The organism is Bradyrhizobium sp. INPA03-11B (assembly GCF_040446015.1).
Taxonomy (GTDB): domain Bacteria; phylum Pseudomonadota; class Alphaproteobacteria; order Rhizobiales; family Xanthobacteraceae; genus Bradyrhizobium; species Bradyrhizobium macuxiense_A.
On record NZ_JASGSR010000023.1, the window covers coordinates 55922 to 68525 of the forward strand.

Annotated in this window: 19 protein-coding genes; 10 read left to right on the forward strand and 9 right to left on the reverse strand. The window is 63.9% G+C overall.

Annotated features, from left to right (window positions below):
- Nucleotides 1–13 precede the first annotated feature (13 nt).
- On the forward strand, nucleotides 14–847 hold the full coding sequence (locus tag QMZ05_RS12230; RefSeq protein ID WP_353700964.1) for a transglutaminase domain-containing protein: 834 nt from the start codon (nucleotides 14–16) through the stop codon (nucleotides 845–847).
- A 205-nt stretch (nucleotides 848–1052) separates the two neighbouring features.
- Here the strand turns inward: QMZ05_RS12230 and QMZ05_RS12235 are convergent, their stop codons facing one another.
- From QMZ05_RS12235 to QMZ05_RS12245, 3 genes are all read right to left on the reverse strand, one after another.
- Nucleotides 1053–1691 carry an NIPSNAP family protein gene (locus QMZ05_RS12235; protein ID WP_353700965.1) on the reverse strand — a complete coding sequence of 213 codons (639 nt, stop codon included), beginning with the start codon at nucleotides 1689–1691 and terminating at the stop codon, nucleotides 1053–1055.
- A gap of 85 nt (nucleotides 1692–1776) precedes the next feature.
- Complete coding sequence (locus QMZ05_RS12240; protein WP_353700966.1) at nucleotides 1777–2442, reverse strand: DsbA family oxidoreductase; 666 nt, start codon at nucleotides 2440–2442, stop codon at nucleotides 1777–1779.
- A 62-nt stretch (nucleotides 2443–2504) separates the two neighbouring features.
- On the reverse strand, nucleotides 2505–3329 hold the full coding sequence (locus QMZ05_RS12245; protein ID WP_353700967.1) for a helix-turn-helix transcriptional regulator: 825 nt from the start codon (nucleotides 3327–3329) through the stop codon (nucleotides 2505–2507).
- A 94-nt stretch (nucleotides 3330–3423) separates the two neighbouring features.
- Between QMZ05_RS12245 and QMZ05_RS12250 the strand changes: the two genes are divergently transcribed.
- Nucleotides 3424–3648 (forward strand): hypothetical protein, encoded by a 225-nt coding sequence (locus QMZ05_RS12250; RefSeq protein ID WP_353700968.1) that lies wholly within the window; start codon nucleotides 3424–3426, stop codon nucleotides 3646–3648.
- 33 nt (nucleotides 3649–3681) lie between these two features.
- A complete protein-coding gene (locus tag QMZ05_RS12255) occupies nucleotides 3682–4080 on the forward strand; it encodes a hypothetical protein (RefSeq protein ID WP_353700969.1) in 399 nt (132 codons plus the stop codon).
- 61 nt (nucleotides 4081–4141) lie between these two features.
- Here QMZ05_RS12255 and QMZ05_RS12260 read toward each other — a convergent pair whose 3' ends face one another.
- Together QMZ05_RS12260 and QMZ05_RS12265 are read right to left on the reverse strand one after the other, a co-directional pair.
- Nucleotides 4142–4300 (reverse strand): hypothetical protein, encoded by a 159-nt coding sequence (locus tag QMZ05_RS12260; RefSeq protein WP_353700970.1) that lies wholly within the window; start codon nucleotides 4298–4300, stop codon nucleotides 4142–4144.
- Nucleotides 4297–4758, reverse strand: a complete 462-nt coding sequence (locus QMZ05_RS12265; RefSeq protein WP_353700971.1) for a group III truncated hemoglobin — start codon at nucleotides 4756–4758, stop codon at nucleotides 4297–4299. The genes QMZ05_RS12260 and QMZ05_RS12265 overlap by 4 nt, the downstream gene beginning before the upstream one ends.
- A gap of 83 nt (nucleotides 4759–4841) precedes the next feature.
- On the opposite strand from QMZ05_RS12265, the gene QMZ05_RS12270 reads away from it, so the two are divergent.
- Complete coding sequence (locus tag QMZ05_RS12270; RefSeq protein WP_353700972.1) at nucleotides 4842–5276, forward strand: Rrf2 family transcriptional regulator; 435 nt, start codon at nucleotides 4842–4844, stop codon at nucleotides 5274–5276.
- On the forward strand, nucleotides 5273–5563 hold the full coding sequence (locus QMZ05_RS12275; RefSeq protein WP_353700973.1) for a DUF6522 family protein: 291 nt from the start codon (nucleotides 5273–5275) through the stop codon (nucleotides 5561–5563). Before QMZ05_RS12270 ends, QMZ05_RS12275 begins: the two co-directional genes overlap by 4 nt.
- A 132-nt stretch (nucleotides 5564–5695) precedes the next feature.
- Here QMZ05_RS12275 and QMZ05_RS12280 read toward each other — a convergent pair whose 3' ends face one another.
- A complete protein-coding gene (locus QMZ05_RS12280) occupies nucleotides 5696–6160 on the reverse strand; it encodes a cupin domain-containing protein (RefSeq protein ID WP_353700974.1) in 465 nt (154 codons plus the stop codon).
- 448 nt (nucleotides 6161–6608) lie between these two features.
- Nucleotides 6609–7265: an SET domain-containing protein-lysine N-methyltransferase gene (locus tag QMZ05_RS12285; protein WP_353700975.1), complete on the reverse strand. Its 657-nt coding sequence runs from the start codon at nucleotides 7263–7265 to the stop codon at nucleotides 6609–6611.
- Nucleotides 7266–7430: 165 nt separating this feature from the next.
- Here QMZ05_RS12285 and QMZ05_RS12290 point away from each other — a divergent pair, with 165 nt between their 5' ends.
- Nucleotides 7431–8042 (forward strand): hypothetical protein, encoded by a 612-nt coding sequence (locus tag QMZ05_RS12290; protein WP_353700976.1) that lies wholly within the window; start codon nucleotides 7431–7433, stop codon nucleotides 8040–8042.
- A gap of 15 nt (nucleotides 8043–8057) precedes the next feature.
- Here the strand turns inward: QMZ05_RS12290 and QMZ05_RS12295 are convergent, their stop codons facing one another.
- Both QMZ05_RS12295 and QMZ05_RS12300 read right to left on the reverse strand, forming a co-directional pair.
- A complete protein-coding gene (locus QMZ05_RS12295) occupies nucleotides 8058–8534 on the reverse strand; it encodes an OsmC family protein (RefSeq protein WP_353700977.1) in 477 nt (158 codons plus the stop codon).
- 38 nt (nucleotides 8535–8572) lie between these two features.
- Nucleotides 8573–9298 (reverse strand): TetR/AcrR family transcriptional regulator, encoded by a 726-nt coding sequence (locus QMZ05_RS12300; RefSeq protein WP_353700978.1) that lies wholly within the window; start codon nucleotides 9296–9298, stop codon nucleotides 8573–8575.
- A 112-nt stretch (nucleotides 9299–9410) separates the two neighbouring features.
- Between QMZ05_RS12300 and QMZ05_RS12305 the strand changes: the two genes are divergently transcribed.
- The 4 genes from QMZ05_RS12305 (at nucleotide 9411) to QMZ05_RS12320 (ending at nucleotide 12601) form a co-directional block, all read left to right on the forward strand.
- Complete coding sequence (locus tag QMZ05_RS12305) at nucleotides 9411–10814, forward strand: carotenoid oxygenase family protein (RefSeq protein WP_353700979.1); 1404 nt, start codon at nucleotides 9411–9413, stop codon at nucleotides 10812–10814.
- 220 nt (nucleotides 10815–11034) lie between these two features.
- The gene (locus QMZ05_RS12310; protein WP_353700980.1) at nucleotides 11035–11610 is read left to right on the forward strand and encodes a hypothetical protein; all 576 of its coding nucleotides are present in this window, start codon (nucleotides 11035–11037) and stop codon (nucleotides 11608–11610) included.
- Between the two features lie 58 nt (nucleotides 11611–11668).
- Nucleotides 11669–12223 carry a septation protein IspZ gene (locus QMZ05_RS12315; protein ID WP_353700981.1) on the forward strand — a complete coding sequence of 185 codons (555 nt, stop codon included), beginning with the start codon at nucleotides 11669–11671 and terminating at the stop codon, nucleotides 12221–12223.
- Between the two features lie 81 nt (nucleotides 12224–12304).
- Complete coding sequence (locus QMZ05_RS12320; protein WP_353700982.1) at nucleotides 12305–12601, forward strand: hypothetical protein; 297 nt, start codon at nucleotides 12305–12307, stop codon at nucleotides 12599–12601.
- Nucleotides 12602–12604 lie beyond the last annotated feature (3 nt).

Here is a 12604-nt window from a genome sequence, read left to right on the forward strand (position 1 = left end):
ATCTGGCGGGAACGTGACGATCCAGCAATTCTACGTCCGGCAGGACGCGTTGACCGACCCCGGCGAGTTGGCCGGCACATATGACGATTTGCCCGAGACGATCCCGGAACTGCGCGAGGTCGTCTCGGGGCTGATCGTTCATGTCGCCTTGGCGGAGCTCTACGGCATCCCGCCTGACACGCCGATGATCAGGCAAACCCAGCCGGTCGCAGATCGGTTGAAATCGATCCAGGCGGCGTTCGCCGCATCGCTCACCGCGGCACGGCCGCCGCGCAACCGTACGTTCGGTACCTGCCGCGACTATGCGCTGCTGCTGTGCAGCATGCTCCGAACCCGGTCGATCCCGGCGCGGGTCCGCTGCGGCTTTGCCACCTACATCGGCGACGACATCCATCACGACCATTGGATCTGCGAATATTGGTCACCCGCCGACGAACGCTGGCGGCAGGCCGACGCACAGCTCGATGCGCTTCAGATCGACCGACAGCAGGTCACGTTCGACTGTGCGAACCTGCCGCGCGATGCCTTTCTGACGGCGTCGCAGGCCTGGCGGCTGGCGAGGAGCAACGCGGTTGCGGCCGGTGCCTTCGGGCATGCCGCGACCACCGGCCTGTGGTTTCTTCACGTCAACGTCTACCGCGATTTGCTGTCGCTCACGAACCGGCAAATGTCCAATTGGGATAGCTGGCGCGACGCAGCGCCGGCCGGCAAGGTCTTGAAGGTCGACGCCCTTGCCGAACTCGACCGGCTGGCCGAATTGGTCACGGCGTTCGAGAGCGGCGCAGAGCAATTTGCCCTGCTGGACGAGGCGGCATCACGCAGCTTGATGCCGCCCTGGCTTTCGTAGTGCGCAGGCAGCCGACGGTTTACCCTTTCGTAGCCACGCAGACACATCAAGACACAATCGAGCTCGCCGTCAGGTTCGTGTCAGCTGGCCCTTCTAGCGTTACGGAGCGCCGTTTCTCAGGCGGCGTATGCCCTTGCCTGGAAAGCCCCATCGGACGGAAACGTCGGGTGGGGCTTTCTGCCGGCACGAGCCCGCAACCGCCCCGTCACTGCAACGGCGAGTGCGGAGCCGGCAGCATGATGGTCGAGTGCATCTCCTCGAGCAGCGCCGTGCCCTTGCCCAGGAATTCCTGCCAGGCCGGATCCTTCAGCGCGGCGCCGCGCGCAGCAGCGCGGGCGTTGAGATCGGGATAGGCCCAGATATGGCAGACCTCGTTGGGCTGTCCGGCATCGGTTTGCCAGAGGCCTACGATCTTGGAGTATTTCTCGCGCTCCGGCATCACGCCGGTGATCAGGTCGAGCCACTGCTTGACGCCGCCGAGCGGCTTGGCGCGATAGTTGCGGAATTCGTAGACGTTGCCCTTGGTGGCAGGCGCCACCGGCGGAATGATCGCATTGAGCAGCCGGACCTCCTGGCGCACCAGCAGCGGACGAATCGCCGGAATGTACTCGCCGGTCCAGCGCGGATTTTTCCCGAGCTCGGCGCGCAGCTTTGTCCGTTCGTTGAGATCGGCATAGCTCCACATGTGCATGACCTGATTGAGCGGACCGATCTCGGTGATCCAGTAGCCTTCCAGCTTGCCGAAATTGTCGGCGCGGATGTCGCGCGAGATCGTGCTCGCGGCCTTCACCATCTCGCCGACGGTTCCTGGACGGACCGTGTAGGTGCGCAGCTCATAGATCATGGTTGTCTCCCTGATTGTTTCCGATGGAAGGTGTGGGCAAATGAAAAAGCCCGGCGTGAGCCGGGCTTTCGATGGGGATCGCGGACTACTCCGCGGCCTGTGCGTTGATCTCGGCCGAGACCTGGCGGATGGCGCGGGCGAGTTGCTCGGCCGGCTGGGCGCCGGATACTGCGTATTTCTGCGCGAACACGAAGGTCGGCACGCCGGAGATGCCTTTCTCGGCGGCTTCCTGCGCCTGCGCGGAGACCAGCGCGACGTCCTCGTCGGTGGCAAGACGCTTGCGTACGTCGTCGGCATCGAGCCCGACATCGGCCGCTGCCTGCACCAGTACGTTGCTGTCAGTGAGATCGCCGCCATCGCGGAAATACAATTCCATCAAGCGCTGCTTCATCTCGGCCGCCTTGCCCTTGGCCTCGGCCCAATGGATCAGGCGGTGGCAGTCGATCGTGTTGGGCTGGCGCTTCACGAGCTCGGGATGATAGGTCAGCCCTTCCTCGCTGGCCGCGGCGACGACGCGGCCGGCGATGCCCTTGTAGGCTTCGACCGAGCCGAACTTGGCCGTGAGATATTCGTCGCGGCTGATGCCCTCGCGCGGCACCCAATTGTTGAGGAAGAACGGCCGCCAGTGCACCTCGACCGGCACGTCGGGCACCAGCTTGAGCGCATCCTCGATGCGATGCTTGCCGATATAGCACCAGGGGCAAACGACGTCGGAGACGATATCGAGGCGAAGCGGCTTCAGATCGCTCATGGCAGGGTTCCCGGCAAAATTGGAACCCCAAAGGTAGGCCGAAAGCGCTCCGAGACAAGCCGCTATTTCATACTGGCTGCCATCTGCCGCATCCGCTCGGCGGTCAGCTCATCGGCCGGAAAGAAGGTCTCCAGCGCCAGTTCCTGCAGCGTGATGTCGACCGGGGTGCCGAACACCATTGTGGTCGAGATGAAGCTGAGGATCTCGCCGTTGAGGCGGAGCTTGAAGGGCAGCGCGACATTGTTGTCGGTGGTGATCGGCGCCGAACGCGCCGGGATCGGGTAGGACTTCAGGTCCTGGTAGAGTTTGAGCAGCTCCGGATCCGCGGTCGCCTCGCATTGCCGGTGCAGCCGTTCCAGCAGATGCGCGGCCCATTCCGCCAGGTTGACGGTGCGCGGCGCCAGGCCCTCCGGATGGAACGCCAGCCGCAGGATATTGAAGGGCTGGCCGAGCAGCCGCTGCGGCACGCCCTCGAGCAGCGGTGCCACCATGCGATTGGCCGACACCAGATTCCAGTGCCGGTCATAGGCCAGCGCCGGATTGGGCTCATGCGCCTTCAGCACCAGGTTGATCGCCTCGCGCGCCGATCTCAGCGCGGGATCCTCCAGCGAGCGTTGCGGGAAAGCGGGCGCGAAACCCGCGGCGACCAGCAGCACGTTGCGTTCGCGTAGGGGCACGTCGAGGCGCTCCGCCAGTTTGAGGACCATGTCGCGCGACGGCGCCGAGCGGCCGGTCTCGACGAAGCTCAGATGCCGCGCCGATATCTCGGCATCGACGGCAAGGTCGAGCTGGCTGAGATGGCGGCGCTGCCGCCACTCGCGCAGGTGCTCGCCGATCAGGACGGGTTTTGCGGGCTCGGCCCGCGCCAGGGATGCATGTGCGTTCATGGTGCAAAACCTACCATGCGGAATTCGCCCGTTCCATTACGCCTGAGGTAATCGAATTGGCGCGCGGGGCGGCTCATCTTCCACGGCACAGGAGATGACCATGCTGATGCTGTCCCTTATCCGCGCCCTCGCCGTCCTGCTCCCGTGGCTGGTCCATCCGGCCACCTGGCTGGTCGCGCGCTCGCTCAACATGCCCCAGCCGCTCGTGCACGCGACCGGCCTGTTCGTGTTCGCGCAGGTCTATGCGGCCGAGATCAGGGTCGGCAAGGCGCTGTGCCCGCCTCGGCTGTGGCGTCAGTTGCAGTCCCTGTTCCGCTGACCACCCCCGTCCCAAACCAGAGGAGACACTGCCATGATCCACTCGTCCCAGCTGCTGCGCCGCGCTTTGCTTGCCGATGCCGTGTTCAGCGGCGTATCCGCCATAGCGATGGTGCTCGACACCGGCGCGCTGGCCTCGCTGCTCGGCCTGCCGGAAGCGCTGCTGCGCGAGACCGGGCTGTTCCTGATCGCCTACACCGCGCTGGTCGGCTGGCTCGGCGCGCGAACCTCGCTGCCGAAGGGCCCGGTGATCCTCGTGGTCGCCGGCAACGCGGCCTGGACGCTCGCCAGCATCGCGCTGCTGCTGTCTGGCGCGGTGTCGCCGAACCTCTTTGGGACGATCGTGATCCTCGCCCAGGCGATCGCCACCGGCGTGTTCGCCGAGCTGCAATATGTCGGCCTGCGCCGCAGTGATGAGACGGTCGCAGCTTGAAGCCGAATACAGCACGCGTTAGGGCGGCCGTCGCGGCAAACGCGGCGGCCGTTCTCTTCCGTCAGCTCAACACCACTGCGACAATCATGCCCGCAAAGGTCAGCGCCAGACCGATGATCAGCATCGGCACCAGGCTGCTGCCGGAAAACGGATCGGCTTGATCCTGATGAAACCACGTGCCGTCGATGGCACGCGCGATCGCCTTCGCCCTGTTCCTCATTGCACTGCTCCTGCTTCGCTTCGCCTGTAACGTTCGCCGACCGCCAGCATCACGCCCTGCCCGCTGGCGACCCCCATCTCGAGGCTGGAGGCGATGCGGCGCGCACGCTCGATGAAATGCTCCGCCGCGACCGGCGGGCACAGTTCCTGCGCGGTCGCCTCGAACAGTTCGAGCCAGCGATCGAAATGCGCGGCATCGATCGGCAGCGGCATATGCTTGACCATCGGCGTGCCGTGGTAACGCCCGGTCATCAGAGCGACCGACGACCAGAACGCACACATCTGCGCCAGATGCGGCTCCCAATTGGTGATCCTGGCCTCGAACACCGGTCCGATCATCGGGTCCTTGCGCACCCTTGCGTAGAAGGCGTGCACCAGCTGCGCGATCATGGCCTCGGTGATCCCGGTCCGCGCGACGATCTCGGCGGTGATCTGCTCGCGGCGCTCTGCTCCTGTCATCGCTCATATCCTAAATATGCATTTCAAATACCTATTTAGCCTGCTATAGCTGGTCCGCCAAGTGCTGATTTCGAAGGGCTTCCATGCGCCTGACTTCGTTCACGGATTTTGCGCTCCGCGCCCTGATGCGGCTGGCCGGCGAGCCGGATCGGTCGTTCGCCACCAGCGAAATCGCGGCCGAGTTCGGCATTTCCCGCAATCATCTCGCCAAGGTGGTGCGCGACCTCGCCGAGGCCGGCTTCATCGCGACGCAGCGCGGCGCGGGCGGCGGGTTTTCGCTGGCGCGGCCGGCGGAGACCATCACCCTCGGGCAAGTGGTCCGGGCGCTGGAAGGCGGCAGCGCGCTGGTCGAATGTTTCAGGGATGATGGCGGGGATTGCGTGCTGCTGCCGCGCTGCCGGCTGAAGGCAAGGCTCGCCGCGGCGCGCGAGGCCTTCATGCGCGAGCTCGACGGAACCACGCTCGCCGAATGCGCCTACCTGCCGCGTCCCGCGCGTCATCCGGCGCGCGCATCATGACGACGATCGCATTCACCGACAGCACGTTCGAGGTCGATGCCGATATCGTCGCCGAAGGTCTCGGCATCACTGCGCCGCTGCTGCAGGACCAACTGCGATCCGGCAAGATCACGACGCTGTCGGAACGCGGGGTCGACAACGATGCCGGTCGACATCGGTTGACCTTCTTCTCGGAACACCGCCGTTTCCGCCTTGTCATCGATGAGCGCGGCACGATCGTCCAACGCTCGACGCTCGATTTCGGCGACGCCCCGCTGCCCGCATCAGCGCGCAAGCCCGGCGGCTAGGGCGTGCACTTATTAAGGGCGCTAGATCAGGAATCCTGTGCCCAAGGCGTGTATCCATCATAACGCCGCAGTTAGGACGCGCATGAGGTCCGCTATGCCCCTGATGGCGGCGCAATAGCGGACCTCAACGCTTCACTGCGTCTTCTTGCGGGGATCATCAGCCGGATCGATGTAGTCGATGCCTCCTGGGCCGATGAATTGAATCTGGAGGATCGCCTCCTCGTTTTCCGTCCAAACATAATGCGCGTGCTTCGCCGGCATTATCTCCAAGGCGCCCGCCTTGACTATCTCGCCTTTGGCAGGGTCAAACTTTTCGCCCATGCCCCAGCCGACGCTACCGCTGATCACCGTGACGGTCTCGGTATAGGGATGAGTGTGCGGCGGAACTTTATAGTGGGGAGGAATCTTGACGCGCTGAACCACCACGCTGCCAGCTTTCGTTGGATCGCCTGCCAGGAGCGCGACCTGGCCACCCTTCGGAACGTTCGGATTGTCCTTCCACGTCAGAGCATCTGGTTTGACGATGGTCCCGGCATCTTGCGCCAGCGCCGAACCCGCCAGTGCGATCAAGGCTGCCAAAGTCAGAAGCTTTTTCATGAGGTCCTCCGTACGATGATTGCTCCATTTTTCAGAGTGCTATTGCTTGCACGATGATTACTGCCCAATCCCCAAGCGAGCATCTCGGCACGTCTGGCTTCACGGCAGTCGCGGTAGCCTAGTCGACGACGCCGTGGCGCAAAAGGGAGCAAAAGAGTGATGTCAGGTCAGGGTCACGAGCGGTAATGCTCTGGCCCATAGTAAGATTCCGCTTGGCCGTCAGAAACTGACGTCTGCGCCTTTATGGGTAGATGTCCTGGTCACAGCATCGCTGGCTTTGACCCCTGTCGGAGGTCGATGGGTCCAATTTGGCCGTCGACCGTTGGCAGGTATCGCAGCCAATCGCCGGACCGGATCCCTCACGGGTCAATGCCTCGGTGCGAGGCGAAGTAGCCGATCTCGTCACGCAAGACGTTATGGGTACACGCCCCGATTCCGGAGCGGGGCGTCAGGCTTGGAGCAACCGCGCGGCGCCGCGCTTCGGGGCGGCAACCTTCTTGCCGGCAGCCTTGACGAAAGAATGACCGTTCAGTTGCGTTCCGTTCAGCTTGCCGTTTGCCTTGGCGCCGTTCGTCTTCTTTGCCCTGGCTTTGGTCCGCGTCTCGGCGAGCTTCTCGGCCTCGCGCTTGGCCTTCCGTTCGGCCTTTTCCTTCAGCCGCAGCCGCTCCGCCCTCGCCTCAGCACGCTGCTTCTTGCGCTTCTTCTCGCAGGCGTCGCATTTGCAGCCGATCGGCTTCAGATAGGCTTTGAAATAGTCGGTTCCGTAGTCGTAGTTGATCTCGTCGCCCGGCTCGATGTCCTTGATGGCGCGGATGAACACCTTGCGCTTGCGGGGCTTGACGTCGGATTCCGCGTTCGGCCGGCAGGCGTGGTTGATGTAGCGGGCGACGTTCTCGCGGATCGAGCCGTCGATGGTCCAGCGGTTGGTGAGCTCGAACAGGTATTTGTTCTCGATCGCGTCCTCATCCTTCTTCTTCGAATCGAGCAACGGCCCGAAATAGCGGATGATCTTGGTGCCTTTCTTGATCGGCTTGGTGGCGAAAAGGCCAAGGCCGGTACGGGAACGACCAACGCGATAGGGCTTGTGCGATAATGATGCGGGCATGATGATCGAGGCTACGGCACGCCGGGGCGCACGCGACAAAGTTGCGAAGCCGTCCTTCTAGGACGATTCCGCGCGCCTGTCAGGTGTTTCCGGCATGTCTGTTGAACCTTCCCCAGATTGCATATGTCAGACACAAAGTAACGTCCGGATCGCAGGTTTCCCCCGATGAAATACCTTGCTTTTGCAACAGCCGTTATGGCGCTGGCCTGCGCAAATCCCGGTCAGGCCGCCTCTGAGACGATCAGCAGCAGCTACACCTCCACCGCGCCGAAGGCCTGCCGCATGATCGGCAAGCCCAACGAGGAGGACGGCAGCACCACGCGGGTCTGCCCGGGGAAATCCGGCCTCGTGGTGCTGATCAACGAGGGCGATTTGCGCGAAGTGGTTTCGGTCGGCCGAAACCGCGCAGCTGCGGCGAAGGAACCGGCGGCGCAGGCCTGGTTCGGCCCGTTCAGCTCGACCGGCGATACGGTCGAATGGCGTGCCGCAGGCAGCAAGCCGTTCGCGATCATCCAGCGCTGGCAGATCGCCGACAACAGCGAGCAGGGCGAGCAGGACAAGCGCGGCGGTCCGGTCTCACGGGCGATGCTCGCGGTGACGCGGCTGCCGCCGGGCGATGTCTGTCATGTCGCCTATGTCGACGTCGCGGCCAATCCCAACGCCAACGAGCTGGCGCGGCAGGCCGCCGACGACTTCGCCCGCGATTTCAAATGCGGCGCGGATCAGGTCAAGACGGTCGGCCAGAGCGGCCGCACGACGTCGCTGACAAGACGCTAGATGCGCTGAGATCGTTCAAGCGGCGACGGTGATGTCCGGTTCGTTCTCGACCGGGAAATTCACCGATCTCGCAATGAAGCATTGTTCGTGCGCTTTGTGGTGCAGGTCGCGGGCGACCTGGATGTCCGATGAAGCATCGATCACGATTCTGGGGCGGAGAACGACCGCTGTGAACTGCCCCGCGCCACCCGCTTCCTCGACCATGGTGCCGTGCGCATCGTCCTCATAGGACAAGACGTTCACGCCGGATTGCGCACAAAGCCCGAGGTACCAGAGCTTATGGCAGGCGGACAACGCCGCGACGAGCAGGTCTTCCGGGTTCCACCGCGTACGGTCGCCTCGAAAGCTCGGATCGGAAGACCCGGCGATGGTCGGTTTGCCGGCCGCCATTATCTCATGGTCGCGCTTGTAATCTCGATAAGCCCTGGTGCCGTTGCCCACATTGCCGGTCCACGTCACTTTCACGTCGTAGGTATGTATCTTCCCGCTCATACGATCTCCGCATACACACTTTCCGGACCAAGCCTTGGCTAGCACCCGGGCGGCTTGTTGACCGCCCCCCTCAGCATCGCCTCGAGCAGCATCTCCACGGTATTGCCCGGCGGCATCCGGTTCAACACGTCGGTCAGGCGTCCGTCGAGCAGCAGCATCGTGAAGCCGTGGACCAGCGACCAGGCGCGCACGATCGCCGCGGCCTGGTCGAGCGACAGTGCCCGTTCGTGGATCTGCTCGTGACGGCTTTCGCCGATCGAGCCGGCGAGCCCGGCGAACGAGGTATTCGCCGCTTCGTGCAGCGACGGCCGTTTCATGTCGAGCCGCTCGGTGCGGAACATTAGCCCGTACATGCCGGGATGCGCCTGCGCATAGGCGATATAGGCCTTCGCGCGTGCCAGCCCCTTCTCGTTCGGCGTAGCACCGGACGCGCCGGCGACGATCATCGCCTCGTTGAACTGGCGAAAGCCGATCGCGGCAAGCTCGCTGACGAGCCCGGTGAGATCGCCGAAATGATGCGTGGGAGCGGCGTGCGACACGCCGGCCTCGCGCGCCACTGCGCGCAAGGTCAGCCCCGCCAGCCCGTCACGCTCGAGCACGCGCTCGGCCGCCTTGAGCAGCGCCTCATGCAGATCGCCGTGATGGTACGGCGTGTCATTGGCCCGGCGCCGCGACGCCGGACGCTCCGCAGCCACCCGCGCAACCCGGCGCGCCGGAGCCCGCACCGGGCGAGCCGCTTTGTTTTCCTTGGATAATCTTGCCATGACGCCGTTATATGTCGCAATTTTTACACTGTAAAGATTTTGCTTGACGATCGAAGGCGTCATCCCTACTGATATCTTTACGATGTAAAGATCATAATGCAGGGAGATGCGAATGCTCGACCAGGTCACCTCGAACACGGCGCGGTCCAATCTGGCGCCGATCCCGTTTGAAGCCGATGCGCCGTTCCTGAAGATTTCAGGCGAGTTGCCGCGCGAACTCAACGGCACGCTGTACCGCAACGGCCCCAATCCGCAGTTCGAGGCGCCGGGCGCGCATTGGTTCGTCGGTGACGGCATGCTGCACGCCTTCCATCTCGAGAACGGCCGCGCCAGCTACCGCAACCGCTGGGTCCGCACCCCGAAATGGCAGGCCGAGCACGACGCGGGCCGCGCGCTGTTCGGCGGCTTCGGCCGCAAGATAGCGGATGCGCCGGCCACGACCACGACCGACGGCGGCGTCGCCAACACCAACATCATCTTCCACGGCGGCCGCCTGCTCGCGCTCGAGGAAGGCCATCTGCCGACCGAGATCGAGCCCGGCACGCTCAACCGCCTTGGCTATTGCGATTACAAGGGCGCGATCTCGGGCCCCTTCAGTGCGCATCCCAAGATCGATCCGGTCACCGGCGAGATGGTGTTCTTCGGCTACAACGCCGCGGGTCCGCTGACGCCGGCGCTGTCGTACGGCGCGGTGAGTTCATCCGGCGTGGTGACGCGGTTCGAACGCTTCGAGGCGCCCTATGCCAGCATGGTGCACGACTTCATCGTCACCGAGAATCACGTGCTGTTTCCGATCCTGCCGATCACCGGCAGCATGCAGCGCGCGATGCGCGGAGAGGCGCCCTATGCCTGGGAGCCGGAGAAAGGCGCCTATGTCGGCGTGATGAAGCGCAGCGGTTCGTCAAAAGACATCGTCTGGTTCCGCGCCGAGACCTGCTACGTCTTCCATGTCATGAATGCGTGGGAGGACGGCAACCGCATCATCGCCGACGTGATGCAGTTCGAGGAAGCGCCACTGTTCAACCATCCCGACGGCTCGCCGACCGATCCGAAGAAAAACCGCGCCCGCTATTGCCGCTGGACTTTCGACCTTTCCGGCAACACCGATCGCTTCACCCAAACCTATCTCGACGAACTCACCGGTGAATTCCCTCGCGTCGACGATCGCCGCGCCGGATTTGCGAGCAATCACGGCTGGTACGCCTGTGCCAACCCTGACCTGCCGATGTTCGGTGCGCTGTCGGGCATCGTGCATGTCGACGGCCGCGGCAAGCGGCTCGGCCACTATCTCTTGCCCGCCGGCGATACGATCTCCGAGCCGGTGTTCGTCGAACGCGGCGCGGATGCCGCGGAAGGCGACGGCTGGCTGCTCGCGGTGGTCTGGCGCGCCCGCGAAAACCGCAGCGACCTCGCCGTCTTCAACGCGCAGGATGTTGAGGCGGGCCCAGCGGCGCTGGTCCATCTCGGCCATCGCGTGCCGGATGGATTCCACGGCAATTGGGTGGGAGCGGAGTAGCGCTCAATCGTCCCAGACGTGAAAGCCACTAATCTCTCCGCTGATCATGCCCGGCCGCGTGCCGGGCATCCACGTGAGCGTAGGCGCCCTATTTCGTTGTCATTTCTCAGTTTTCCCTCGCCGCATTACGATTTTGACACTGTAAAGATTTCGCTTGACGCTCTCCTTGCCTGTCTCTAGGGTATCTTTACATTGTAAAGATAAGCCCTCGAGGCTCCCAATGACGATCTTCCTGATCCTCGCTCCCTACGGTGCCTTCGCCACGCTGATGCTGGTGACCTCGGCCACGGTGAGCCTGCTCTGTGCCGCACTGATCTGCCTTGCCGTCATCGCCTTCGATATCGCGCGCGGCCGCAGCATCAAGATCCTCGGCGTCGGTTCGGTGCTCGTGTTCACCCTGGTCGGCTTCTACCTCACCTTCGTCGATGCGACGGCAAGCATGATCGCGGTGAAGATCGCGGTCGATGCCGGTATCCTCGCAGTGTCGCTCGGCTCGATCCTGATCGGCCATCCCTTCACGCGGCAATACGCGCTCGAGCAGGTCGATGCCGAGATAGCGAAGCAGCCCGGCTTCCTCTATGCCAATTACCTGATCACCGGCGCCTGGACAGCTGCGACACTGCTGATGTTGATCGGCAACATCGCGGTGCTCTACGTGCCGGCGCTGCCGCTATGGACCGGTCTGCTGGTCGCCTTCGCCGCACGCAACGCCGCGGTCGGCTTCACCCGCTGGTATCCGCAGTATCGCGCGGCCAAGTACGGCGCGCCGCCGGCTGCCGCGCTGCCGTCGCACTGAACGCTGCCGTCACACGACCAGAACAATCACCACGTCAGAGGAAACGGAAACCACGACGATGAAGAGCGTTTTTGTCAGGCTCGCGAGCGACTTCCTCTCCACCATCGTGTTCCTGGTGGTCTATCTCGCCACCGACAATGTCCTGATCGCGACCGGCGTTGCGATCGCGGGCGCAATCGCGCAAGTGATCTATGCGCGCGTGAAGGGACAGGCGCTCGGCTACATGACCTGGGCGAGCCTTGGGCTGGTGATCGTGCTGGGCGGCGCGACGCTCTTCACCAACGATCCGCGCTTCGTGCTGGCGAAGCCCGCGATCGGCCATATCGCGATCGGCGCGATCATGCTCAAGCGCGGCTGGATGCTGCGCTATCTGCCGCCGATCGTGGCCGAGACCATTCCGGAATACGCCACCCTCGCCGGCTATGCCTGGGCCGGGCTGATGTTCATCCTCGCAGCCGGCACCATCGCGGTCGCGGCGACCGGCAACATCAAGCTGTGGGCGTTCTACGTGTCGGTGGTTCTGCTCGGCGCCAAGATCGCGGCCTTCGCGATCCAGTACGTCGCGTTCCGCTTCCTGGTCGGCAGCCGGCTGCGCGCCACCGCCCGCGCCTGATCGCCGCAGCCGCGAACTAGGCGCAAGCAGCAAGATAGGCTATACCGCCGCGCACGCTTTTCATCTCGAGGGGAGACATCAATGGCGGTGGACGGAAACTGGAATCTCACGATGACGACGCCGATGGGCGAGCGCAAGGCGACGCTGTCGCTTTCGAGCTCGGGCGGCACGCTCACCGGCACGCAGGGCGCCGAGGGCAACTCCACCGAAATCTTCGACGGCACCGTGAACGGCGACAGCGTCGCCTGGAAGGTTTCCATCACCAACCCGATGCCGCTGACGCTCGAATTCTCCGGCAAGGTCGCAGGCGACGGCATCTCCGGCGAAATGGGCATCGGCCCGATGGGCAGCTTCCCCTTCACTGGCTCGCGCGCGTAAGCA

Excerpts from the sequence above, each read along its gene's own strand:
- QMZ05_RS12235 (WP_353700965.1), bottom strand. The coding sequence starts at position 1,691 with ATGATCTATGAGCTGCGCACCTACACGGTCCGTCCAGGAACCGTCGGC.
- QMZ05_RS12240 (WP_353700966.1), bottom strand. The coding sequence starts at position 2,442 with ATGAGCGATCTGAAGCCGCTTCGCCTCGATATCGTCTCCGACGTCGTT.
- QMZ05_RS12245 (WP_353700967.1), bottom strand. The coding sequence starts at position 3,329 with ATGAACGCACATGCATCCCTGGCGCGGGCCGAGCCCGCAAAACCCGTC.
- QMZ05_RS12250 (WP_353700968.1), top strand. The coding sequence starts at position 3,424 with ATGACCATGCTGATGCTGTCCCTTATCCGCGCCCTCGCCGTCCTGCTC.
- QMZ05_RS12255 (WP_353700969.1), top strand. The coding sequence starts at position 3,682 with ATGATCCACTCGTCCCAGCTGCTGCGCCGCGCTTTGCTTGCCGATGCC.
- QMZ05_RS12260 (WP_353700970.1), bottom strand. The coding sequence starts at position 4,300 with ATGAGGAACAGGGCGAAGGCGATCGCGCGTGCCATCGACGGCACGTGG.
- QMZ05_RS12265 (WP_353700971.1), bottom strand. The coding sequence starts at position 4,758 with ATGACAGGAGCAGAGCGCCGCGAGCAGATCACCGCCGAGATCGTCGCG.
- QMZ05_RS12270 (WP_353700972.1), top strand. The coding sequence starts at position 4,842 with ATGCGCCTGACTTCGTTCACGGATTTTGCGCTCCGCGCCCTGATGCGG.
- QMZ05_RS12275 (WP_353700973.1), top strand. The coding sequence starts at position 5,273 with ATGACGACGATCGCATTCACCGACAGCACGTTCGAGGTCGATGCCGAT.
- QMZ05_RS12280 (WP_353700974.1), bottom strand. The coding sequence starts at position 6,160 with ATGAAAAAGCTTCTGACTTTGGCAGCCTTGATCGCACTGGCGGGTTCG.
- QMZ05_RS12285 (WP_353700975.1), bottom strand. The coding sequence starts at position 7,265 with ATGCCCGCATCATTATCGCACAAGCCCTATCGCGTTGGTCGTTCCCGT.
- QMZ05_RS12290 (WP_353700976.1), top strand. The coding sequence starts at position 7,431 with ATGAAATACCTTGCTTTTGCAACAGCCGTTATGGCGCTGGCCTGCGCA.
- QMZ05_RS12295 (WP_353700977.1), bottom strand. The coding sequence starts at position 8,534 with ATGAGCGGGAAGATACATACCTACGACGTGAAAGTGACGTGGACCGGC.
- QMZ05_RS12300 (WP_353700978.1), bottom strand. The coding sequence starts at position 9,298 with ATGGCAAGATTATCCAAGGAAAACAAAGCGGCTCGCCCGGTGCGGGCT.
- QMZ05_RS12305 (WP_353700979.1), top strand. The coding sequence starts at position 9,411 with ATGCTCGACCAGGTCACCTCGAACACGGCGCGGTCCAATCTGGCGCCG.
- QMZ05_RS12310 (WP_353700980.1), top strand. The coding sequence starts at position 11,035 with ATGACGATCTTCCTGATCCTCGCTCCCTACGGTGCCTTCGCCACGCTG.
- QMZ05_RS12315 (WP_353700981.1), top strand. The coding sequence starts at position 11,669 with ATGAAGAGCGTTTTTGTCAGGCTCGCGAGCGACTTCCTCTCCACCATC.
- QMZ05_RS12320 (WP_353700982.1), top strand. The coding sequence starts at position 12,305 with ATGGCGGTGGACGGAAACTGGAATCTCACGATGACGACGCCGATGGGC.